20 protein-coding genes are annotated in these 21301 nt (G+C 43.4%); 11 read left to right on the top strand and 9 right to left on the bottom strand.

Annotated features, from left to right (window positions below; translation table 11 throughout):
• The first annotated feature begins 111 nt into the window (after positions 1–111).
• The 4 genes from AACT18_RS11380 to AACT18_RS11365 all read left to right on the top strand — a co-directional run bounded on the left by AACT18_RS11380 (position 112) and on the right by AACT18_RS11365 (position 5364).
• On the top strand, positions 112–1848 hold the full coding sequence (locus tag AACT18_RS11380) for a glycoside hydrolase family 36 protein (protein ID WP_094124776.1): 1737 nt from the start codon (positions 112–114) through the stop codon (positions 1846–1848).
• A gap of 210 nt (positions 1849–2058) precedes the next feature.
• A complete protein-coding gene (locus tag AACT18_RS11375; protein ID WP_017044675.1) occupies positions 2059–2964 on the top strand; it encodes a manganese-dependent inorganic pyrophosphatase in 906 nt (301 codons plus the stop codon).
• Positions 2965–3064: 100 nt separating this feature from the next.
• On the top strand, positions 3065–3457 hold the full coding sequence (locus AACT18_RS11370) for a DUF2750 domain-containing protein (protein WP_010320150.1): 393 nt from the start codon (positions 3065–3067) through the stop codon (positions 3455–3457).
• A gap of 413 nt (positions 3458–3870) precedes the next feature.
• Positions 3871–5364 carry an SIR2 family protein gene (locus tag AACT18_RS11365; protein WP_094146623.1) on the top strand — a complete coding sequence of 498 codons (1494 nt, stop codon included), beginning with the start codon at positions 3871–3873 and terminating at the stop codon, positions 5362–5364.
• Positions 5365–5675: 311 nt separating this feature from the next.
• Here AACT18_RS11365 and AACT18_RS11360 read toward each other — a convergent pair whose 3' ends face one another.
• From AACT18_RS11360 to pspF, 6 genes are all read right to left on the bottom strand, one after another.
• Positions 5676–6464, bottom strand: coding sequence for a peptide ABC transporter ATP-binding protein (locus AACT18_RS11360; RefSeq protein WP_013857043.1), 789 nt, complete (start codon positions 6462–6464; stop codon positions 5676–5678).
• Entirely contained in the window at positions 6461–7456 is a 996-nt protein-coding gene (locus AACT18_RS11355; protein WP_010320232.1) for a peptide ABC transporter ATP-binding protein, read from the bottom strand. The genes AACT18_RS11360 and AACT18_RS11355 overlap by 4 nt, the downstream gene beginning before the upstream one ends.
• Positions 7456–8343: an ABC transporter permease subunit gene (locus tag AACT18_RS11350; protein WP_094124646.1), complete on the bottom strand. Its 888-nt coding sequence runs from the start codon at positions 8341–8343 to the stop codon at positions 7456–7458. Before AACT18_RS11350 ends, AACT18_RS11355 begins: the two co-directional genes overlap by 1 nt.
• Positions 8330–9292, bottom strand: coding sequence for an ABC transporter permease (locus AACT18_RS11345; protein WP_094124645.1), 963 nt, complete (start codon positions 9290–9292; stop codon positions 8330–8332). The genes AACT18_RS11350 and AACT18_RS11345 overlap by 14 nt, the downstream gene beginning before the upstream one ends.
• Positions 9292–10911 carry an ABC transporter substrate-binding protein SapA gene (sapA, locus tag AACT18_RS11340; RefSeq protein ID WP_094143412.1) on the bottom strand — a complete coding sequence of 540 codons (1620 nt, stop codon included), beginning with the start codon at positions 10909–10911 and terminating at the stop codon, positions 9292–9294. Before sapA ends, AACT18_RS11345 begins: the two co-directional genes overlap by 1 nt.
• Before the next feature lie 96 nt (positions 10912–11007).
• Positions 11008–12015: a phage shock protein operon transcriptional activator gene (gene pspF, locus AACT18_RS11335; RefSeq protein ID WP_094133854.1), complete on the bottom strand. Its 1008-nt coding sequence runs from the start codon at positions 12013–12015 to the stop codon at positions 11008–11010.
• 230 nt (positions 12016–12245) lie between these two features.
• On the opposite strand from pspF, the gene pspA reads away from it, so the two are divergent.
• From pspA to AACT18_RS11315, 4 genes are read left to right on the top strand one after another with little or no spacing between them, the layout of a single operon-like run.
• A complete protein-coding gene (gene pspA, locus AACT18_RS11330; protein ID WP_026027628.1) occupies positions 12246–12914 on the top strand; it encodes a phage shock protein PspA in 669 nt (222 codons plus the stop codon).
• A gap of 15 nt (positions 12915–12929) precedes the next feature.
• The gene (pspB, locus tag AACT18_RS11325; protein WP_094124931.1) at positions 12930–13163 is read left to right on the top strand and encodes an envelope stress response membrane protein PspB; all 234 of its coding nucleotides are present in this window, start codon (positions 12930–12932) and stop codon (positions 13161–13163) included.
• Positions 13156–13545: an envelope stress response membrane protein PspC gene (gene pspC / locus AACT18_RS11320; protein WP_013857036.1), complete on the top strand. Its 390-nt coding sequence runs from the start codon at positions 13156–13158 to the stop codon at positions 13543–13545. The genes pspB and pspC overlap by 8 nt, the downstream gene beginning before the upstream one ends.
• A 52-nt stretch (positions 13546–13597) precedes the next feature.
• Complete coding sequence (locus tag AACT18_RS11315; RefSeq protein WP_013857035.1) at positions 13598–14188, top strand: DNA-3-methyladenine glycosylase I; 591 nt, start codon at positions 13598–13600, stop codon at positions 14186–14188.
• 68 nt (positions 14189–14256) lie between these two features.
• On the opposite strand, the gene AACT18_RS11310 is transcribed toward AACT18_RS11315, so the two are convergent.
• Both AACT18_RS11310 and cls read right to left on the bottom strand, forming a co-directional pair.
• Positions 14257–15453 (bottom strand): cystathionine beta-lyase, encoded by a 1197-nt coding sequence (locus AACT18_RS11310; protein ID WP_094124930.1) that lies wholly within the window; start codon positions 15451–15453, stop codon positions 14257–14259.
• An 80-nt stretch (positions 15454–15533) separates the two neighbouring features.
• On the bottom strand, positions 15534–16988 hold the full coding sequence (gene cls / locus AACT18_RS11305) for a cardiolipin synthase (protein ID WP_094124929.1): 1455 nt from the start codon (positions 16986–16988) through the stop codon (positions 15534–15536).
• A 336-nt stretch (positions 16989–17324) separates the two neighbouring features.
• On the opposite strand from cls, the gene AACT18_RS11300 reads away from it, so the two are divergent.
• The 3 genes from AACT18_RS11300 to AACT18_RS11290 all read left to right on the top strand — a co-directional run bounded on the left by AACT18_RS11300 (position 17325) and on the right by AACT18_RS11290 (position 20431).
• Complete coding sequence (locus AACT18_RS11300) at positions 17325–18668, top strand: sodium-dependent transporter (protein WP_013857032.1); 1344 nt, start codon at positions 17325–17327, stop codon at positions 18666–18668.
• 123 nt (positions 18669–18791) lie between these two features.
• On the top strand, positions 18792–19487 hold the full coding sequence (locus tag AACT18_RS11295) for a TIGR01621 family pseudouridine synthase (RefSeq protein WP_017046192.1): 696 nt from the start codon (positions 18792–18794) through the stop codon (positions 19485–19487).
• Positions 19488–19498: 11 nt separating this feature from the next.
• On the top strand, positions 19499–20431 hold the full coding sequence (locus AACT18_RS11290) for a class I SAM-dependent methyltransferase (RefSeq protein ID WP_029388307.1): 933 nt from the start codon (positions 19499–19501) through the stop codon (positions 20429–20431).
• Between the two features lie 75 nt (positions 20432–20506).
• Here AACT18_RS11290 and AACT18_RS11285 read toward each other — a convergent pair.
• The coding region (locus AACT18_RS11285; protein ID WP_141138105.1) for an EAL domain-containing protein at positions 20507–21301 on the bottom strand (795 nt) is incomplete at its 5' end.

The following is a 21301-nucleotide window of genomic DNA, read 5'->3' as shown; positions in this document are numbered from 1 at the left end:
TGAATAAAACAGCATACGGAGCCACGTCAGAGAGAAAACGTGATCAAAATAACTTACATGTAACGCGAATTCATTAGACACTGCCAGAACAACAATTTGTACTGAGGTGTTATGACAACGATCACTCTGCCATGTCATCGAGAAGTTGAGTTACTTCAGCCGGATTTGATTACCCAATTACAAGCCGATGAGATCAGTTTTTCCTATTCAGGAATACATAACTCGCCCATTTCCGATCACTACTCGCTGTTTCGCACTTTATTTGACGTTGAATCGGACGCACGAGTGATTGGTGACGGTTTTCAAATGCTAGCGCAAACTGCAGGTTCGCCGCATTATCCGGTGGATGTGGGTCGTTGTCCTGACAATAGCTTGAGCTACCGGATTTACCCACAGCAAGACAGCCAACGTTATTACAACACGCTGGTGATTGAACAATCCACCGGATACCAACTGTTTGGTTTTACCTCTTGCCACCGTTTTGCTGGCTATTTTGAAATTCTTGAGGAAAGGACGGGCACCTATTTAGTCGCTTCCATTGATGGTGAGCAGACCCATCCACAAGATTGGACAAATAACAGTTTAGAATCCGTCGTTATTTTGCAAGGTGATTCATTATCAGGTTTGTATCAACAGTATGCGCAATATATTAGTTGTCATCATACACCGCGTGCTGGTGTGGCAAAACCTGCGCCCGTTGGATGGTGTTCATGGTATGCCTATTATGCCGATGTTAATGAACAGCACATCCTAACCAACCTTGCGGCAATGCAAGGAGAACTTTCGGGGCTAGAATGGGTGCTGCTGGATGATGGCTATCAGGCGTTTATGGGCGATTGGTTGACGCCGTCCGATAAGTTTTCTCGTGGTGTTAAAGCGCTGATCCAAGAGATCAAACAAGCGGGCAAAAAACCTGCAATTTGGCTTGCTCCCTTCATTGCACAAGCTGAATCTCAATTGTTTAAGCAACATCCAGATTGGTTTGTACAAAATGCTCAAAGACAGCCACTGAAAGCTGAAGAAGTAACCTATGGAGGTTGGCGCTGTACACCTTGGTATGTGCTGGATGGCTCTCATCCTGACGTGCAGGAATACTTAACCCATGTGATCAAAACCATGAAAGAAGAGTGGGGTGTTGAGCTGTTTAAATTGGATGCGAACTATTGGGGAGCACTCAAAGGACGGCGTTATCAGTCGGGAGTGACGGGGGTTGAAGCGTACCGTTTAGGGATGCAGGCGATCGCAGAAGGCGCGGGAGAGGCGTGGTTACTTGGATGCAATGCACCGATGTGGCCGTCACTGGGGCTGGTGGATGCCATGCGTGTTTCGGACGATGTCGAGCGTTCGCCACAGCGCTTTGAACAAATCGCTAAAGAGACTTTTTATCGCAGTTGGCAGCACCGCAAGTTATGGCAAATTGATCCTGATTGCGCAACACTGACGTCGCTTGCGAATCAATCGACCGATCGCGTCAGCTATGAATTTCATCGCAATGTATTGCTTGCGTGTGGTGGCTTGTTGCTTTCAGGTGATCCACTCCCAGAATTGACCTCTTTTGCTAAGCAGAGCCTAAATAAGTTAATGATTAGGCGCAAACACAACCAAGATGCGGCTAAGCCAACTTCATTGGCTCTCAATCACCTATTTTTAAAGTTAACAGAACGCAATGATCTGCACTGCTTATTCAATTACCAAGGTAAGGCGTGTGACTATACCTTAACAGCGAGCCAGCCAGTGAATTGGTATGACTACTGGACAGGAGATAAGCTTTCGCCAGAGCCAGTCAAAGTATTTGAACTCTCCTTGGCAAGTGGCTTAACCAGCCGAGCAGTGATTACCTCTTGTTAGTGGAGTGCCCTTATTAACAGAGTGCTCTTGTTAAGAGTGCTCAGGTTAACTGAATGATTCGGGGCAGCGGAATGCTGCGCTAAATTAGCCATAATTTCTTAACCACAAGCCATGACAAATTCTGAAAATCAGGTAAAGTATCGGCCTTTGTGAGCAATCTCGCCTATCACCTTCGATAGGCCATCAAATAGCATTAAAATAGGAAGAAAGATGATTTTCGTTGTCGGTCATAAAAACCCAGATAGTGATAGCATTTGTGGTGCATTAGTTGCTGCTGAATTACTTAAAGCACGTGGTCTAGAAGCAACGCCTGTTCGTCAGGGTGAAATTAACCGTGAAACTCAACACATTCTTGCAACAGCCGGTGTTGATCAACCTGAACTTCGCACTAGCGTCGCGGGCGAAAAAGTATGGCTTGTGGACTATACCGATCTTGCGCAAGCACCTGATGACATCAACCAAGCGGAAATTCTCGGTATTGTTGACCATCATCGCCTAGGCGACGTAATGACAGTGAATCCGCTAGAAGCGTGGATTTGGCCAGTCGGCTGTACCTGTACTATCTTGTTCAACCTATTCAAGATGGAAAATGCGCCAATCACACGTCCTTTAGCCATATTGATGATGTCTGCGATTTTGTCTGACACGGTCGGTTTTGCGTCTCCAACGTGCACACCAAAAGATAAAGAAGCTGTGCTGGCACTGGCTGAAATTGCTGAGGTTGAAGACCTTGATGCCTTTATTAAAGCGCTTTTGATTGCGAAAACAGACATTGAAGGTTTATCTGCCGCTCAACTTGTTGAGAAAGATTTGAAAGCTTACCCATTCAACGGCCGTGATGTGGTGGTTGGTCAAGTGGAATTGGCAACGCTTGAACAAGTCGATGGAATGATTGACGCCATTCAAGCAGACCTAGTTCGTCGCTGCGAAGAGGAAGGCCTTGCGTTTGCCGCCGTGATGTTGACCGACATTACCACCGCGCAGACACGTCTTCTTTATACTGGTGAATGGGCTGAAAAACTGGCCAAACACGAACAAGATGGCATGTTGATGATGGAAAATACCTTAAGCCGTAAGAAACAAGGTTGGCCTTGGCTGCAAGCTGAATTGGCTTAATCCTTTTTATCATCTTATTGTTTAAGATTCTAAATTTAACGCCTGCAGTGCTACACTGTAGGCGTTTTTATATTTCCCAACTTTCGCATGGAGCCGGGCTATGGCAGACGCATTAACCACAGAACAGATAGAAACAATCAATCGCTATAATGAAGAAGAACGTTTTAAATACTGCATTAAAGCCATTGTTGCAAACCGTGAAGTTTGGATACTAAAAGATGAACACGGTTGTGTCATGCTCAACACAGAAGAAGATGATTGTGTTCCTGTGTGGCCTAACCAAGAGTTTGCCAAGGCATGGGCAACCGGAGAGTGGCAAGCGTGTGAAGCGGAAGCGATCTCTTTGAACAAATGGCACAGCCGTTGGACTTCGGGCTTGGAAGAAGATGAACTGTCGGTGGTGGTGTTCCCCAATGAGAATGAAGAAGGCGTTGTGTTATTTCCCGACGAATTTGATTTTGAATTGAAAAAGCAAGCCAGTAAAACGCGCTAACTCAAAGAGCTTCTGATAGAAGCTCTTTTTCCAACACGATTAAATGTTAGATGACAATATAGTTTGATCAATACCTAGATCCCTTTTGGGCAAAGGTATGTCAGGTGTCGCAAAACATACATTAATCCAAGTATTAAAAAGTTCGATAGGCAAAAGGCAAGACCTGACCCTAACGGACCTTGGTGATTTTTGGCCTTTGTTGAGAAATCGGTCACGTAAGCGGACTCTTCTTTGCTACTGTAAAATACCTATGATTCTTTAGCTAACTTTCAAGACATTATGTGTGTTTTTTCATGCAACATGTTTTACAATTAGTCGCATTAACGCGTTGTATGGCTGAAGTGCCTGTTTTACTTTTTAAAATCAGTTATTTAACGTAATGAATATCATGTGACCTATTTAGGGGTTAAATAATGGACATTAGAGAGTTTGTATCAAACTTCAAAAACCATCCAGTTTTATTTGTTGGTACTGGAGTTAGTCTTAGGTATTTAGAAAATTCATTTTCATGGGATGGCCTTTTAAGAAAAATAGCATTCGATTTAAAAGAAAGCGAAGAGTACTATCTTGATTTGAAAGCTAGAAGTCGAGTTGATGGAAAATTCAAATATGAAAACATTGCCTCTCAATTAGAATCTGATTTTAACAAAGATCTCTCGGATGATCGAGATGGTAAATTTAAACATGTAAATGACATATTTTATGAAAATATGGCTAATGACGTATACCTCAGTCGATTCAAGATTTACATATCTAATTTGTTAAAAGATCTCTACTATCGTGAAGAAAAAAATGATGAACTTGCAGCATTTAAAAAAATCAGGAAAAATATTGGTTCAGTAATAACAACAAATTATGATACTTTAATTGAAGATATTTTTGAGTTTAATTCTCTTGTTGGAAATGGAATTCTATTAAGTAATCCATATGGATCAATTTATAAGATACATGGATGCGTAACTGAAGCGGAACGTTTAATAATAACTGATAAGGATTATTCGGATTTCGATAATAAATATGAGTTAATTCGCGCTCAGTTATTATCTTTGTTTATTCATAACCCTATTATTTTTATTGGCTATAATGTCGGCGATGAGAACATTAAAAGTATATTAAAAACAATATTCTCTTATGTAGAACCTAATTCTGGAGAAGCAGAACGCATACGTGCAAACTTCTTGCTAGTTGAATACCAAAAAAATTGCCAAACAACTGATATTACTGAGCATGATATTGATATACAAGGTCTTCAACAGATAAGGATCAACAAGGTCAAGACTGATAACTTTACTGATGTTTTCAATGCATTATCTGAACTTGTTTTACCTGTTTCTGCGATGGATATAAGAAAAGTTCAAAGTGTATGGAAAAAAATCATCACTGGCGGAGAGATTAAAGTAAAAATCACTGAGGACTTAGATCACTTATCAAATGATCAAATGGTTATTGCTGTTGGTTCCGATAAAACAATTAAGTATGAATTTTTAACTAAAAGGGAAATGGTTGCTAATTATTTCGACATTGTTGATGAAGATAACTCACAGCTATTGGCGACTTTAAATAAACAAAAAGTGCAATCATCACAATGGTTCCCTATATTTGCCTTCAGTAGCATTTGCCAAGATCTTGTTGATATTGATGTTATGAAGGTAAATCAAATTTCTAAGATTGATACATTTAAAGCAACTGTCTCACAGGCATGTAAAACATCGCATAATTCTATACAAGAAATCTTAGATGATGAAACTATTACCAATAGTAATAAGCAGATTGCCATTTGTTGGTCACTCCTAGAAAATCGCCTTGAGTTAACTGAAGTTGAAACATATTTAAAGGAGTGTATCGATAAGAATGATACACCATACAGACGCTTAGTATGTATCTATGACTATTTAAGGTTTGGTTGATACCCCGTTAGTAATATGGGGAAAAGTCTAGTAAAAATTAAAAGAGCAGGTCTTTATTTTTGCTTTAAGTCTTGCGAAACTCGATCATGAGATCTGTTTTTTCACTATGCTCAACACATTTAGGGGGCAAAAGTATTTTAGCAACCCGTATCTATCATTATAAATGACATATTCCCAACGCTAACGAAACTAATTCCCTCCCCTTTGAGGGGAGGGTTAGGGTGGGGTGAACACTGTCAATCCTCCCCCTAAAAGGGGGAGGAACAGTACAATATCGACGATATTGTCTTCCGACATTAAATACAGAGCGGCTATTTAAAGCTGGGCGCTTTGTTGAAGTGGCTCTCAATCATTCTTTGAGTGATGGGATGAGTTGGATTAGACAATACTTCTTGTGTGTCACCCGATTCGACTACTTCGCCTTCGTGCATCACCATAATTTTATCAGTAATGTGTTTTACAATACCAAGGTGTTGAGAGACATACACAAACGAGACACCCATCTCTTCTTGCAGTTCTAGAAACAAGTTAATCATCTGTGATCGCATTGCCATGTCTAACCCGTTTAATGCTTCATCAGCCACAATGATCGACGGTTGTAGAATCAGTGCTCGTGCCAAGCAAATCCGCTGTTTTTGCCCGGTGGCGAGCATTTGCGGGTAGAAGTAGGCGTGCTCTGGCAATAATCCAACGCGCAATAGCGTATCTTTCACGCGCTTCATGCGAGCTTCAGGTGGCATATTGGTATTTCTTTTGAGTGGCCCTTCTAGAATACGACCAATTTGAATTCTTGGGTTGAGCGATGTGTTCGGATCTTGAAAAATCATTCGAATCAGCTTACAGCGCGTGGAGTAATCCTTGTGTTCCAATAACTCTCCATTAACGCGTATCTCACCAGCCGAGGGTTCAACCATCCCCGCAAGCATTCGTGCCAATGTCGATTTGCCAGAACCATTTTGGCCAATAAAACCAATAGTTTGCCCCGCTTCTAACGTAAAGCTGACCGGTTTGACCGCATGCTGAATTTTCTTGCGAAACAGACCTGAACGAGTAATGAAATCTTTAGTTAACCCGTTCACTTCTAATAATGATGCACTCATGACTGTTGCTCCATATTGAGAGGGAAATGACAGGCAAACTTATGATTTTTAATACGTTGTGGATATGGTATTTCAACGCATTGGCGCTGAGCATAGGGGCAGCGAGGCCCCAATCTGCAACCAATCGGTAAATGTTGCAAGGGTGGAATGGAACCCGGTAAGGATTGCAATTTTTCTTTATGCGGGATCCAATCACTAAAATCAGGCATCGCTTTCAGTAGTGCAGCCGTATAAGGGTGTTTGGGTTCACTCAATATTTTCTGGGTATCGGCTGACTCAACAGACTGGCCGCAGTACATCACTGTAATACGGTTAGCCCATTGGGTAATGGTAGTTAAGTCGTGGCCAATCAATAGAATCGTGGTGTTATTGACCTGATTCATCCGGCTGAGTAAGCGCAATATCTGTGATTGGGTAATGGGGTCCAAATCGTTCGTTGGTTCATCAGCAATCAAAATTTTTGGTTTGGTTGCGATAGCCATCGCAATCATCACCTTTTGGCATTCACCATCAGTTAGCTCATAGGGGTAGCTACTCATGATGCGCGCGTGCTCTTTGATTCCTACTTTATGTAAAAGGGCAATGGCTTGTTTTTTACGCCATGTAAAACGCTGCCACCATTTGCCTTCAAATGTGCGCGATGGAATTGATTCAATCAACTGTTTTCCCACTTCATCTGAAGGGTCTAAGCAGGTTGACGGTTCTTGAAAAATCATCGCGATGTCGCGGGCAATCACTCGCCGGCGTTCGCGCGGCGTCAGCTGAAGTAGATCAATGTTACCTAAGCGCATGCGGTCGGCGGTGATGGTCCAATTATCTTTGCATATTCCTACGATGGCTTTAGCCACCAAGCTTTTTCCTGATCCGGATTCTCCCACCAACCCGCGAATTTCGCCTTCGTTCATGGTTAAGCTCATGCGATCGACTGCTTTTACCATGCCTTGTGGCGTATCAATTTCGATGGTGAGATGGCGAATATCTAATAATGGCATTATTCCACCCCTGCATTCAGAGCTTGTCGTACACCTTCACCGACTAAGTTGATGATGATCACCGTAAACATAATCGCTAAACCGGGGAGAGTGACTGTCCACGGTGCGAGGTAAATCAGCTCAACTGAATCACCTAAGATGGTGCCCCATTCGGTGCTTGGTGCTTGAGCACCCAAACCAAGAAAGCCCAAAGCGGTGATGTCTAAGATGGCAATGGATAACGCGAGTGTTATTTCGTTGGCGATGACAGCAAGGACATTGGGTAAAATGGAGTTCCACAACAGATAAAAGTCATTGGCACCATCTAAACGTGCGGCGAGGATATAGTCTTTTTCTACTTCGTTGTGTACGGCAATATACACCGAGCGAACAAAGCGAGGGATGAGTGCCAAACCAATCGCAAGCAAAATATTGAACTCGCCAAAACCGAGCAGTGCCACAAAAATAATGGCAAGCAGCAATGATGGAATCGACATGACCGTGTCGAGTAAGTGGTTCAATGTACTGGACAGTAATCCTTTGGTCATACCTGCCATGATACCGATAAAACAGCCGATCACAGCCGCGATAGCGGTGATTAAAATAGCGGCAGCGAAGGTGTATTGGGTACCATCAATCAACCGTGATAAGATGTCTCGGCCTAAATCGTCGGTACCTAAGAAAAATTCGACAGTACCCGCAGGATCCCAAGAAGGCGGTATTAATAGGTTGCTCGTTTGCAACTGCGGATCATGAGGGGCTATCCAAGGAGAGGTGAGGGTAATCAACACAACGAGTCCTAAGCACCACAAGCCAAACATCGCTAAACTGTTATTACGATAGCTGCGCCAAAACCGCTCAAACTGAGTCGGAATATGCTCTTCCTGATAAATATTATTTGTTAGCATACCATTCCTTTCTTACCAGCGGGTTAACCATAGCGCCAATCAAATCAGACAGAATGTTTGCTGTGAGAACGAGCGTACCAACTACGATCACGCCGGCTTGGATGGCGACATAATCTTGGTTAGATAAGGCATCGAGCAGCCAACGGCCAATTCCCGGCCAGTTGAAGATGGACTCAGTAATAATTGCCAGCGTTAACATACTTGATAGCTGAACCCCGAATTTAGGAATAATAGGTGGAATTGCATTTCTCAGCACATGAGCAGTCACAATTTCGTAGTGACTTAAGCCCTTAATCCGAGCGGCGCGTATATAGTTTTGGGCCATTACATCGGCTACCGAAGAGCGCATCAGGCTCACCACTTGTGTCGTCGGTGCTAGAGCCAGCACCAAACAGGGCAAAATCATATGTTCAATAACACTTTGCAAAGCATGGGCACGGTAGTTACCTTCAGCGAAAAAAGCATCGATTAACGCAAAACCAGTTACGTGTTCTACTTGATAGAGTAGATCATAACGTCCTGACACGGGAAGCCATTCATAGTGAAGAGAAAAGACCATGATCATCAGTAGAGCCACCCAAAATAGCGGGGCTGAATAGCCGGACATTGACGTGAAGGAGATAACGGTATCAATCCATTTACCTTGCTTCATTCCTGCGAGCGTACCAATAGGGAGACCAATTAATAAAGAGAGAGTAAATGCGATGAGGCATAACTCCAGCGTTGCTGGAAAGACCATCGCCAGTTCGGCCACAATCGGGACACCACTGTGATTGACGCCAAAATTCAGTTGCAGTAGTTGCCCTAAATAGGTTGACCAACCTGACCAGAAACCATGGTCCATTAGAGGCGACTGGGGATCTAAGCGCAGCAGAGTAAACCCGACCATAGTCAAAATGAGTAACGTGATAATAAATAAGTTGAGCCTACGTACCGTATATAAAAACACTATTCGATCCTCTCAACCGTATTAAATGGCTGTACATTAAACGGACTGAGTTTAAAGCCCGTTAGCGTCTTATTGTACGCTTTAAATTGCATGCCGTGTGCAAGTGGGATAACCGGGAACTCTTCATTCAAGATATTTTGCGCTTGTTTGTATAAGTTGAGGCGATAGCGCGGCTTGTCTACTTCCAAGGCCAAATCGAGTAGAAAATCGAAATCACTATTACACCACATCGAGGTATTGAGCCCCGAACGCTCGGAATTACAAGAGAGCAGTGGACGCAAAAAGTTATCTGGGTCTGCGGTATCGCCATTCCAACCGGTTAAAATCAGATCAGCGTTAGCGTGCTGGATCAAATTTGAGCGATCGAGACGTTCTTGGGTGATGATATGCAATGTAATACCAATGTCAGCCAAGTTCGCATTAATTAGCTCAGCAGTTTTACGTGGACTTGGGTTATAGGCATGAGGCTCTGAAGGGACTGACATCGTCAATTCTAAATTGGCGTAATAGCCGGCCTCTTTAAGTAACGCGATCGCGTAATTACGATCATAGCGAATGTGAACGTTGTCTTTTTGGTAAGCCCAAGATGACGGCGGCAGTAGGTTATAAGCAATACTCCCTGTACCGTAATAGACCGAGTCCAAAATATTTTGGCGGTTGATCGCAAAATTAAGCGCTTTACGCACGCGAACATCACTGAGCGCAGGGTGAGAGGTATTCACAGCAATATAAGACACGTTCATCGCTGGCTTGGCATTCAGTTTGATTTCTGCTTGCTGTTTGATGATCGGGATCTGGCTTGAAATCGGCGAGCTAAGTACGTCACATTCATAGCGTAGTAGTTTGGCGAGTGTCCCTGTGCCTCGGTTTGACACATCGAATACGACTTGCTCCATCTTTGCCACACCATTCCAATAAGCACCATGACGACGGAGGCGGATAAGGTCATTCACTTTAAATTCGTCTAGATAAAATGGTCCGGATCCGACAGGATGGCTGTCAATCATGCTTTTTTCATCTTCAATCACTAATTGATTAGCATACTCATAGGAGAGTATGACAGCGTGACTGGTGGCGATATTGGATAAAAAGGAGTTGTCGGGACGGCTGAGGGTAAATTTAACCGTGAGTTCATCCAGAGCTTGAACATCGATCAGCAAGTTTTTGAAATCAATACCCGCAAACCATGGGTAGACGCCACTATTGACGTAATGAAATGGGTTGGTTGGGTCAATGATTCGGCGAAAGCTGAAGACCACATCATCGGCATTAAGAGCGCGAGTCGGTGTAAACCAAGCGGTTGATTGAAATTGAACGCCATCGTTTAGCTTGAATGTATACTCTGTACCCTGTGGATTCACTGTCCAACTCGTGGCCAGACTGGGTATCGGTTGTAAGGTTTCTGAATCCAATTGCAACAGCGTGTCGTAAATCTGTGGGCTGAGAGCTTCAGACGTAATGCCGCTCTCAACCAATTGTGGGTTAAAAGTGGTGGGATTGCCGTGACCACAATATACGAATCCGCTCTGGCGAATTTTACTATGGTCAATTTGTTCGCTACAGCCTATCAGTAGGCTAAAGCTGCATATTCCTAGTGCGAATCGTATCAATGTTTTCATAAAGAGAAATAACTATGAGAAGTAAGGCAAACAAAGCTAATCATTATGCCTCAAAATCCTGATAATCTACCATTTTTTGTTGATCTAAACCTAGGGTTAATCATCATTGCTGCCGACGAGTTGATATTTTCTCACCATACCTCTCAATTGGTGGTAGCTCAAGCCGAGTAATTCTGCAGCTTGTCTTTGATTAAACTTACTGGCATTGAGCGCGGCACTCAGTAGTTGTCTATCCTGATCCTCCTGCCACATTTTGTAATCCATCGGAAATTCAAAGCCAGTGGTGTAAGTATGGCGTTCTGTGGAGAGATTGCCAGTAAGGTCATCTGGTTTGTGCCACTCATTAGCAAAAGGGTTAAAAACCAAGTTTTCAATCGGATGGGAGGCCGTTCCATGTTGATAGACAGCACGCTCCACGACATTTTTAAGTTCACGCACATTTCCCGGCCACAAGTAGTGTTGAAGCTGATCTGCCGCTTCTGCACTAAACCCGACAAAGAGCGCTAAGTTCAGTTCACGGCACATCTTAATCGCGTAATACTCAGCAAGTGGCATAATATCTTCTTTTCGCTCTCTTAGCGGTGGAAGCTGGATCACATCAAAGGCCAGTCGGTCGAGTAAGTCAGCTCGAAACTTTCCAATTTCAGCTAATTGTGGAAGATTAGCATTGGTTGCACAGACGATACGGACATTCGCATTAAGCCGTTGGCTACCGCCGACACGTTCGTAATGTCCATATTCAATCACTCGGAGTAGTTTCTCTTGCACAGCAAGCGGCGCGGTGGCGAGCTCGTCCAAAAAAAGAGTTCCACCTTCCGCCCGTTCAAATCGTCCTTGGTGACGTCCTTTGGCTCCGGTAAACGAGCCTGATTCATGACCAAAGAGCTCAGAGTCAATTAACCCTTCACTCAAGGTTGAACAGTTTAACGAAACCAGTGGTTGGTCCCAACGTTTGGAAAGATAGTGTAAGCGCTGAGCGATTAACTCTTTGCCCGTTCCCCGTTCGCCAATAATTAATACCGGCCTATCAATCGGTGCAAGCTTAGAGACTTTATCCAGTACCGATAAAAATTGAGGCGCTTCACCCAGTAAGTTTTGTTGCATGTTCACTCTCCACACTGTGATTGAAAGGGTGGTTAAATTCACCAACTCTTGGCGAAAATCATCATAGCACAGTAATCTTATTCTATGAGATATTATCTAATTTATTGATTATAAATAGATTTATATATGGCATGAAACTTGGTTATCTCTTCTCGTCTTAACGTTTTGAGCGATTCAAAATAGCTCACCAATAACTACATCGTCATGAACAACTAATCAGGAGATTGAACATGGGTATTTTTTCTCGTTTTGCCGATATCGTAAACTCGAATATCAGTGCACTGTTAGATAAAGCGGAAGATCCTGAAAAGATGATCCGCTTAATCATCCAAGAGATGGAAGACACCTTGGTGGAAGTACGCACCAATTCGGCCAAAGCTATTGCGGATAAGAAAGAGCTCGCGCGTAAAGTGGATTCTATGGCCTCTCATATTGAAGATTGGCAACAGAAAGCGACCTTGGCGCTTGCTAAACAGCGTGAAGATCTCGCTCGCGCTGCTTTAATTGAAAAAAAGAAATTGCAAGAAATGCAGAAAGGCTTGCACACTGAACAAACCTTGGTAGAAGAAACTATCGATAAATTGACTGGGGAAATCGGTAAGTTAGAGGCCAAAATTGCCGAAACACGGGTGAAGCAACAAGCTTTGGCACTTCGTAGCCAAACTGCGCACAACCGTCGTGATGTGCAACGTCATTTGCATACTAGCCGTACTGATGAAGCGATGGCGAAGTTTGAGCAGTACTCGCGTAAAGTCGATGAACTTGAAGCTGAAGCCGATCTCTACGCTATGTCCGGTAACGCTAAGTCACTCGACCAAGAATTTGCTGAACTTCAAGCGCAAGATGAAATTGAACAAGAGCTAGCAAAACTGAAACAACAAATGGACAAAAACCAATAACGAGGAGTGGCATATATGTCATCATTTTTTATCGCAGGTCCACTGATTGTCTTTTTGATTTTTGTTGCACCGATATGGCTTTTTCTGCATTACAGAGGTAAACGATATAGCAGCAACTCATTGTCACAAGAGGATTTAGAGCGGATCAAAGCGTTATCTGAAAAAGCGGAAAAACTGCAAAGCCGTGTTGAAACCCTTGAACGCATCTTAGATGCTGAATCACCGACTTGGAGGCAAAATCATGGCTAGCCGAGAACTCTATAAAGATCCGGTCAATGGCAAAATAGCTGGCGTATGCGCTGGGCTTGCTAATTATCTTGGGTTAGAAGTTTGGTTGGTGCGTATATTGGTCATCTCGGCTGCACTACTCGGTGGTGGTTTTTTAGTGCTTTTAGCTTATATGGCTTTGATGCTGATGTTAGAAAAGCAGCCTACTCAGTATGTTGAAACGCTAAAAGCCCAACGCGAACATACATTGAAGAATAAGCCTTGGGAGCAAGGACAAACCGCCGAAGCTTTGCTGGCGACATTGGATCAAGATTTAACTCGAGTGGATCAGAAAATCCGTAAAATGGAGGCTTATGTCACCTCTGAAGCATTTAAAGTCAATCGTGAGTTTAATCAGCTTTAAAAGCAAAGCTGGCACGTAGATTTGCAGTGTCATTGTTCAACTGACACTGAAAATGAAGGTAAGGGTAAGGAAACAAAAAATGAAGCATCATACAGAAATGACTTGTGCATGGGCGATGAATCACCCTTTAGAGCGCGATTATCACGATAATGAGTGGGGCATTCCCGTTTACGATGATGTCAAGTTGTTCGAATTTTTGACGTTAGAAGGTGCGCAAGCTGGGCTGAGCTGGATTACGATTTTGAAAAAGCGCGAAGGTTATCGCTTAGCCTTTGACGGTTATGATCTTGAAAAACTGGCTCAGTACGACGAAACGCGGGCACCTTACATTATCGAACATTTCGATGTGGTGAAGCACAAAGGAAAAATTGCCTCTGTCTATTCCAATGCACGAGCGGCTTTACTGTTGCAGCAAGAGTATGGTTCCTTATCCAAAGCATTGTGGCAGTTTGTGGATGGTCAACCAGTGCTCAATCATTGGCAGCAGATGAGTGATATCCCTACATCGACGCCCACGTCTAAGGCGATGAGCCAATTTCTAAAGAAAAAAGGCTTCAAGTTTATTGGCGAAACGATTTGTTATGCTTTTATGCAGGCGGTGGGTATGGTGAACGATCATTTGGCTGATTGCCCCAAGCGTTAATTTTTCTGGGCAACCTAATATGCAAAAGACCGCTGAAGATTCAGCGGCCTTTTGGTCTTCCGCTCATATTATGCACGCAGAGCAAGCTGTGCACTGTAGCGTTCTAATCCCGCTTTTAGATCAGCGATCAGATCGTCTACATCTTCAAGACCAATATGCACTCGAATCAGTGTACCTGCAAAGTGCGGGTGTGCGACGGTTCTTAAACTATCAAAGCTTTTGGGTTCATTAGCTAAAATCAGGCTTTCAAACCCACCCCATGAAAAGCCCATACTAAAATGTTGCATGCCATCGAGCAAAGCCGTCGTAGCTTTTGTATCACTGCTCTTTAATACAAATGAAAACAGCCCGTTACCACCAGTGAAATCACGCTGATAAAACTCATGTCCAGGACAAGTCTCTAACGCAGGATGGCGAACGTGATCCACTTCAGGTTGTTCTGCTAACCAGTGCGCAATGGCTAAGCTATTTTGAGCATGTTGACGTAAGCGAACATCTAACGTTCTCAGCCCTCGTAGCCCTAAATAAGCGTCATCAGGTGAGACACATTGTCCCATCAAATAGCTTTGCTCTCGCAATTGATCCCAGCATTTTTCATTGGCAATCGCTGTTCCTAACATCACGTCTGAGTGGCCAACAATGTATTTTGTCGCCGCTTGGATCGAAATATCAACACCATGTTCAAAAGGTGAAAAGTTCACGCCCGCCGCCCAAGTGTTATCCAGCATGACAATGATGTCATGTTCATGTGCAACCTGCGCTAAGGTTGGGATATCTTGCACTTCCATCGTGATCGAACCGGGTGATTCAGTGAACAACACTTTGGTATTGGGTTGGATCAAAGCACGGATTCCTTCACCTATGGTCGGTGGGTAGTAGGTCGTTTCTATGCCCATTTTTTTCATGATTTTTTCACAAAAATCACGAGTAGGTTCATAGCAAGTGTCGACCATCAGAATATGGTCACCCGTTTGCACAAAGGAAAGAATACTATTGGCAATGGCGGCCGCACCGCAAGGGAAAAGCGCGCAACCGACACCACCTTCAATTTCCACCATTGCTTCTTGGAACGCAAAGTGCGTATGAGTACCACGGCGTCCATAAAAAAGTGTTTTATTAGCCCGATTGACAGTCGCATGATTTTTTTCAGCCACACTATCAAATACAACGGTAGAGGCGCGCTGAATAGGTGGGTTGACAACGCCATTGGTCCACTTTTTACTACGACCCGCATTGACCAACTGTGTTTTTTTACCTTCTGACATCCGAAATCCTTGTCTGGGAGAGAGTTCGTTATTTAAAACATGGAGTTGCCTAGCTTGGCAACCCCAGTCAGATAAAAAGTTTATAGCAGAGGGTTAAACAGATAGAACAATCGTTCAAAAAACCTATGATACAGTGGGCGTTGCTCCCATATTGGTAGCTCAACCAAGTGAGATTGTTCTATATAGTGTTGCTGTAGCCAGTTCATTTCCTGAGTGAAGGATTGGTCTTCAATCGCGAGCGTGACTTCAAAATTGAGCCATAGGCTGCGCATATCGATATTCACTGTACCGACAAGACAGAACTGGTTATCGATCACGACGGATTTAGTGTGCAGCAAGCCACCGTAGAATTCGTATATTTTCACACCGGCTTCGAGCAACTCACCATAAAAGGCGCGAGAGGCCCATTTGACCATCAATGAGTCATTTTTATGTGGAATAATGATCTCAACATTGATACCGCGCTGAGCGGTCATTTTTAGCGTTGCTAATAGGTCTGCACTAGGCACAAAGTAAGGGGTAGTGATCCTAACGGATTGGTTTGACTGATTAATCGCCAGTGTTAACACTTGGGAGATTAAGTTTTCTGGCATACCAGGGCCTGAAGGGACAACCTGTACAGGATGATGGGGCTGATCCGGACCAATTGTGCATTCTGGTTGTGCTGGTAACATACGTGTTCCCGTTTCCACCTCCCAATCCCAGCAATGTACTGCGGACAGCACATTGACCGCAGGCCCAGTAATACGAACCATAATATCGACCCATTGACCCACACCGGAGTTTTGCTTGAAATAGGCCGGGTCAACCAAATTCATCGAGCCTGTGTAGGCAATTTTATCGTCGATAACAATGATTTTACGATGTTGGCGTAGGTCTAAGCGGCGTAAGAACATCCGCCACGGGCTCACTTCTAACGCTTGGACGACTTCAACTCCTGCGTCTTTCATCATGGTATACCAATGACTTTTGAAGAAGCGGGGGCTCCCTGCGGAATCAAGCAGCAGCTTAACGTGTACACCTCGTTTGGCCGCTTGGATCAGAGCCGACGCAACCGAATCCGCCAATCCACCTGGGTGCCAAATATAAAAGACCATTTGAATGCTGGTGTGAGCTTGTTCAATGTCGGCAATAATGGAATGCAGAATTTCGTTAGGGGAGGTTTGCAGTGATAACGTATTACCACTTAAGGCCGGAATCCCCATACGGTGGTTACACAGTTCATCAATTTTATAAATTTGAGCACCCATTCCCTCAGGGGCATGAGCTTGGCAATCGTTAAGCCGTCTAAACCAATCACCAAATGGAGCAAACATTTCCTTGGCACGCTCTGCACGCTTGCGCCCTAAATTTAGCTCACCAAAAAGAAAGTAGCAGATCACTCCCACAATCGGAATGATATAAATCACCATCAGCCAAGCCAGAGAAACACTCACCGCTCGGCGTTTCAACACAACGCGTAGCGTGACTGCGGCGACCAAAAACCAATAGAGTGCGATGCCTGCTAAAGTAAGAACGTGGTAAACCTTGTCCATGCCATTAATCTTGTCGATAGAATAAGTCACGATAGTAAAGGGAAAGGGAAAAGTAAGGAAGTTTATCGCGTGAATAATATGAAAATAGTAACAGATGAATCGTGTTACTAAAGTGATCATAGCAGTTTAAAAAAATGATCTGAGGATAAAAAAGCAACAATTGAACTATAAAACTACGGTCTAATCCATAATTTATATCGTTCGGACTTTCAATTTTAATCTCAAACTGTTTTACTTGCCACCATCTCAGTGCGACTAAAAATTATAACTTGTGTAATTAAAAGTTTACACTCACTTTTAGCACTGCCTAACAAACACAACATTGGTAAATAGTTTATGGCAAGTAGTTCAAGAGGTCATTTCTCATCGAGACTTGGTTTTATTATGGCGGCTGCAGGTTCTGCGGTTGGCCTAGGGAATGTGTGGGGTTTTCCGACCAAAGCGGCAAGTAATGGTGGCGCGGCATTTTTAGTGATTTATTTGGCAATGGTATTCTTGCTGGCGTTTCCAATGCTGGTTGCGGAATTGACGATCGGGCGACATGGACAATCTAACCCCATCGCTTCTTTAAGAAGTATCTGGACCAAAAATCGTGCGGCGGCGGCACTGTTTGGCATTATCGCGATGATTGCCTCATCGATGATCCTCAGTTTTTACTCCATTCTTGCCGGATGGCTTATGGGTTTTGCGGCATCCCCTATATTAGGCCTGTTGGGTTTACAGACGGCGGCCGATTGGTTAGTGAATTTTAGCGGCTTACGCAATGTTTTACTGGCTCTCGCATTTTCTTTGCTCACTATTTATGTTGTGCGAAAAGGTGTCGCGGACGGCATTGAAAAATGGTCTACCCGTTTGATGCCAGTGCTTTTTATTCTATTCGGCGCCATGATTGCTTATATCTTTACCCAAGATGGGGCAATGGAAGGATTGAAGATGTATTTGATCCCTGATATTGCGCACATCACTCCCAGTTTATTAGTAGACGCAATGGGGCAAGCTTTCTTCTCTCTCTCTTTAGGTGTTGGAGCGATGATCGTTTATGGCTCATATCTTAAGAAAGATGTTAATTTGCCAAAAACAGCGGCGCAAGTCGCGGCGATTGATACGGGAGTGGCGTTTGCCGCTGGCCTTTTGATTCTCCCAGCAATGTTTGTGGCTAAAAATCATGGTGTCGAAATTTTTGATGATGCAGGCAACTTGATGAGTTCGGGCGATTTAGTCTTCACCGTGCTGCCTGCGATGTTTGATAATATGGGCAGTGCAGGGGTGTTGCTCGGCTTTGGTTTCTTTATTTTGATGGTTATCGCAGCGCTAACTTCTTCAATTTCTATGCTAGAAGTACCAGTATCTTGCGCGCAAGATGAACTAAAAATGACTCGTAGCCAAGCAACATGGATGATCGGTGGAGCCATTGCGCTGCTGAGCATCATCATTTCCCTTAACTTTGGGGCGTTATTTAACCTAGTGGCTAACGTCTCGACCGTCTATATGCAACCTTTATTAGGTGTGGTTTGGGCTATTGTGGTGGGTTGGGTTTGGCATCGTAATAAATTGCTTGATGAGATCAAACAAGGTAACCCAGACATTGCACAAAGCCTATTCTGGAAAATTTGGCCATGGTACGTGCGTTTTGTTTGCCCCGTGGCGATTTTAATGGTCTTTGCATATTCATTAATTTAGCGCATTCCTAAGGCTCTCATCCGAGAGCCTTTTTATCATCCTACAGCCTTGAACCTTGCATTTATTGGTATCTGTGTTGTTTAACGCTATACTCAGCCGCCTATTCTGCAGTTAGTGATTCACATGTTTGATATTCTTTATACTCACAATGATTTTCTCATCATCAACAAGCATCCCAATGTTTCTGTACACAAAGATGACGGGGATACGATGCTGCTGCAAGAAGTGGGTAAGGTTTCAGGTGATGGCCAGCTCTACTTAGTTCATCGGTTGGATAAAATGACGTCCGGCATTTTATTACTTGCCCGCCACCAAGCTGCGGCCAGTGAGTTGTCTAAAAACTTTGCAGCAAGGGAAGTCGAGAAATTCTATCTTGCCATTGGCAGTAAAAAGCCTAAAAAGAAACAGGGTTTGATAAGCGGTGATATGGAACGCTCTCGACGTTCGTCGTGGAAGTTAGTAGCGACACAAAATAACCCTGCAGTAACGCAGTTTTTTTCCTGTTCTGCTGAGCCGGGTGAACGTCTCTTTTTATGTAAACCTTTTACCGGAAAAACCCACCAAATTAGGGTTGCTTTGAAATCACTCGGCTCTGCGATTGTCGGTGACCCGATTTATCATTCTCATGATGATTCAGATAGAGGCTATCTACACGCTTTTGCGTTACGTTTTTGCTATCAGGATCAGTGGTATCAATTTATCTGCGACCCACGCAATCAAGTAGCGATGGGGCAGAAATGGAACTCAGACATTGTTAGCCAAGGGATTGAATCTTGGTTAACACCTTGGAATCTAGTTTGGCCGAAAGTAAACAAATGACAGAACAAACAATGCAACGCTCAGCGCTTTCTCACTTTTTTACCCATATTGAGCAGCAGCTCTCCTGCAATACCGGTGAAATTCGCCGCTTATTTCATGGCCGAGGTCGTCAGTGGCCAGGTCTAGAACAGCTCACCTGTGACTGGTTGCAAGGGCAGTTAGTCGTCAACTTATTTAAAAATGTCGAAGAAGATTTTCTCGCGGAGTTAAAAGCGGGTTTGTCGCACCTAACAACCCGTCCGTTATGGCTAGAAAAGCAAGGTCGTTGTGTTTTACTTCAGCATCGATATGCCGATGGCGCGCCTTCAGAAACAGTATGGGGAGAATTAGAGCCTTTCCCTGTGGTGGTCGAAAATGGCTTAAAGTACCAATTGAGCATTGGGCGTAACCAGAATTTCGGGCTGTTTTTGGATATGCGCTACGGCCGTGAGTGGGTTTCATCTCACGCTAAACATAAAAATGTACTGAATCTATTTGCCTATACTTGCGGTTTTTCAGTAGCAGCTATTGCTGGTGGTGCTGACCAAGTTGTGAATGTCGATATGGCCAAAGCATCACTGGCTAAAGGCCGTGAAAACCATCAATTGAATGGCCACAATCTCAATTCAGTGAAGTTTCTTGGACATGATATTTTCAAGTCTTGGGGAAAAATCAAAAAATCAGGGCCATATGATCTGATTATTATTGATCCTCCTTCGTTTCAAAAAGGCAGCTTTGCGCTGACTAAAGATTATCAACGTATCTTACGCCGTTTACCAGAGTTGTTAGAACAAGGCGGCGAAGTGCTTGCATGCGTTAATTCACCAGCCGTAACCTGCGACTTTTTAATCGAAGGGATGAAGGTGGAAGCGCCATCACTTACTTTTCAAGCTCGCCTAGAAAACCCACCAGAGTTTGAAGATATTGATCCGCAAGCCAGCCTGAAAGCACTGATTTTCTCCTAAGTAGAATGGAGACTAGGTAAGATCACGCCATAATAAAGTTGGTTATGGTGTGATTGCTCTCGACTTCAGGAATTATTAATTTTCCAAAATATGTTCAATCGGTGAGGGTTTAGAATAGATGAATCCTTGGATAAGATACACAGCACGAGTAGCAAGATAATCAACTTGGTCTCCGCGTTCAACGCCTTCAGCAATAATTTCAATATTAGCTTCTTGTGCTGAGAGAATAATGGAATTGAGTACCTTTATTTTTAAATCGTCAGTTCCAATCGTATCAATAAACATCTTGTCTATTTTAATACAAGAAATACCAAGATTTTGTATATATGAGTAACCACCGTAGCCTGTCCCAAAATCATCAATTTTGAACTTATAGCCTTTTGCCATAAGATGAGATAATGCCCTACCTGCATTTTCAATATTAATAAATGGCGTTCTTTCTGTTATTTCAAAATGAATCTGTTTGCTGGTCGGCCAATTGAGTTCTTCTAGGGTTTCTGCTAAGCCACCACTTTCAATGTGGGCCGGAACGATATTGATACTCACCCATTGCTGCACGTCGAATTGTTCTAAATCATCAATTACTTTTCTTATGATTTGATTCGTTATCTGGATGATTAAACCGGATGTTTCCGCCGGACTAACGAACTCATTTGGTGGAACCATCTCCTTGCCTTTGCACCAACGAACTAAGATCTCATAGCCAACAACTCTCTCTTCTCGGCTATCAAGAATGGCTTGGTAGTAAGGGATGAATTGTTTATCTTTAATGCCTTTAAGAATTAATCCTTGAATTGAGTTTCTATAATTTCTGAACTTTAAATAAAAAACAGATAATAAGATACCAATTGCTAGCGCAATGGGATAACC

This window comes from Vibrio sp. V04_P4A5T148, assembly GCF_963875605.1.
In the GTDB taxonomy this organism is placed as follows: Bacteria; Pseudomonadota; Gammaproteobacteria; order Enterobacterales; family Vibrionaceae; genus Vibrio; species Vibrio anguillarum.
Note: the sequence above shows the minus strand (reverse complement) of the source record. Positions and strands in the feature narration are given on the sequence as shown.

Bases quoted from the DNA above. Each gene is read 5' to 3' on its own strand.
- pspB (WP_094124931.1), top strand. From the start codon at position 12,930: ATGTCATCATTTTTTATCGCAGGTCCACTGATTGTCTTTTTGATTTTT.
- AACT18_RS11350 (WP_094124646.1), bottom strand. From the start codon at position 8,343: ATGCTAACAAATAATATTTATCAGGAAGAGCATATTCCGACTCAGTTT.
- AACT18_RS11375 (WP_017044675.1), top strand. From the start codon at position 2,059: ATGATTTTCGTTGTCGGTCATAAAAACCCAGATAGTGATAGCATTTGT.
- AACT18_RS11315 (WP_013857035.1), top strand. From the start codon at position 13,598: ATGAAGGTAAGGGTAAGGAAACAAAAAATGAAGCATCATACAGAAATG.
- AACT18_RS11295 (WP_017046192.1), top strand. From the start codon at position 18,792: ATGTTTGATATTCTTTATACTCACAATGATTTTCTCATCATCAACAAG.
- sapA (WP_094143412.1), bottom strand. From the start codon at position 10,911: ATGAAAACATTGATACGATTCGCACTAGGAATATGCAGCTTTAGCCTA.
- AACT18_RS11370 (WP_010320150.1), top strand. From the start codon at position 3,065: ATGGCAGACGCATTAACCACAGAACAGATAGAAACAATCAATCGCTAT.
- AACT18_RS11365 (WP_094146623.1), top strand. From the start codon at position 3,871: ATGGACATTAGAGAGTTTGTATCAAACTTCAAAAACCATCCAGTTTTA.
- AACT18_RS11300 (WP_013857032.1), top strand. From the start codon at position 17,325: ATGGCAAGTAGTTCAAGAGGTCATTTCTCATCGAGACTTGGTTTTATT.
- pspA (WP_026027628.1), top strand. From the start codon at position 12,246: ATGGGTATTTTTTCTCGTTTTGCCGATATCGTAAACTCGAATATCAGT.
- AACT18_RS11310 (WP_094124930.1), bottom strand. From the start codon at position 15,453: ATGTCAGAAGGTAAAAAAACACAGTTGGTCAATGCGGGTCGTAGTAAA.
- AACT18_RS11290 (WP_029388307.1), top strand. From the start codon at position 19,499: ATGCAACGCTCAGCGCTTTCTCACTTTTTTACCCATATTGAGCAGCAG.
- AACT18_RS11380 (WP_094124776.1), top strand. From the start codon at position 112: ATGACAACGATCACTCTGCCATGTCATCGAGAAGTTGAGTTACTTCAG.
- pspC (WP_013857036.1), top strand. From the start codon at position 13,156: ATGGCTAGCCGAGAACTCTATAAAGATCCGGTCAATGGCAAAATAGCT.
- pspF (WP_094133854.1), bottom strand. From the start codon at position 12,015: ATGCAACAAAACTTACTGGGTGAAGCGCCTCAATTTTTATCGGTACTG.
- cls (WP_094124929.1), bottom strand. From the start codon at position 16,988: ATGGACAAGGTTTACCACGTTCTTACTTTAGCAGGCATCGCACTCTAT.
- AACT18_RS11355 (WP_010320232.1), bottom strand. From the start codon at position 7,456: ATGCCATTATTAGATATTCGCCATCTCACCATCGAAATTGATACGCCA.
- AACT18_RS11360 (WP_013857043.1), bottom strand. From the start codon at position 6,464: ATGAGTGCATCATTATTAGAAGTGAACGGGTTAACTAAAGATTTCATT.